Raw genomic sequence first — 1122 nt, 5'->3', positions numbered from 1 at the left:
GTCCAGGATGCGCTCGACCGGCTGATGCAGGGCCGCACCACGCTGGTGGTCGCCCATAGGCTCGCCACCATCCTTTCTGCCGATCGCATCCTGGTTCTGGACGAGGGCCAGGTGGTGGAGGAGGGCACCCACGCGGAGCTCAAGGCGAGAGGTGGGCTCTATGCCAGGCTGGCTGCCCTGCAATTCGGGCTGGAGGCGGCGTAGCCGAGCGCCCCGGGCGCAATCTGGGCCGATGCCCAGCAATCCCGGTTTTGCGACCCGATGACGGCGGCCACGCCGTCATCGTACCCGGGCTCTTTGCTTTGTCCTCCTGCATGGCGGCGGGAGCTCGCGCCTCAATCGGATCGCCTCAAGGTCGGAGCGCTCCACGCAAGCCGCGTCGCGGGATTCAAGCGAGGCATCGCACGGCACGAGTAGAGGCTCCGTCTTGCGAGGTGAAACGGCTGGCTCTCGGAGATGTCCGGCTGTTCGCGCCGATCAAACGCGTCAGGGAATTGTAACGCCCTTGTCATTCCTGCAGGGCGCCGCTTCACTATTCCTGCAGTTCGACAAGACATCGGCTCCGTCTGTGACGCAAATTGCGCAGCAGTTCCGGAACCCGTACGCTCCGCTCGTTGATGGGGTGCACGCCATTCGCGAAGGCGCAAGCGTGAAGCGTTTTCACATCATCCTTGTCGCGTCAGTGCTAGCCCTGGTCGGCGCAGTCCTTCCGATCGCCGTGATGCTCCATATTTCCTGGACGCTTGCCGTCCGCGCCGAGCAGGCCCGGCTGGAGCTGTTTGCCAAGCGGGTGATCGTGCGCGCGGAGACGGCCTTCGCCGGGGCGAGCGAGGCCCTCCGGACCATCGCCGGCACTCCGTATGAGCCTTGCACCGAGGAGCATATTGCCGCGATGCGCAGGCTCGCGATCAACAACCGCTCGATCGACGAGGTTGGGTATTTTCGCGACGGAATCCTGAAATGTACATCCTGGGGTCAGACGGCTGACAGGATTGCCCACTCTCCCGGCGACTACGTGACGGCAGACGGCATCGAGGTCATCGTCAGGATGATGCCGATGGTGAGCGGCGGCGATGCCAGGATGGCGCTGCACCACGGGGACTACAATGTCCTGATCGACCC

General features: G+C 64.3%; 1 protein-coding gene and 1 pseudogene. Both read left to right on the top strand.

Annotated features, from left to right (window positions below):
- Positions 1–204, top strand: a pseudogene (locus AC1D34_RS37880) (ABC transporter); the annotation flags it as partial.
- Between the two features lie 445 nt (positions 205–649).
- On the top strand, positions 650–1122 hold a 473-nt coding region (locus AC1D34_RS37875), incomplete at its 3' end, for a CSS-motif domain-containing protein (protein ID WP_476827068.1).

The sequence above is a fragment of the Allobosea sp. P1_A7 genome, from assembly GCF_056406775.1.
Note: the sequence above shows the minus strand (reverse complement) of the source record. Positions and strands in the feature narration are given on the sequence as shown.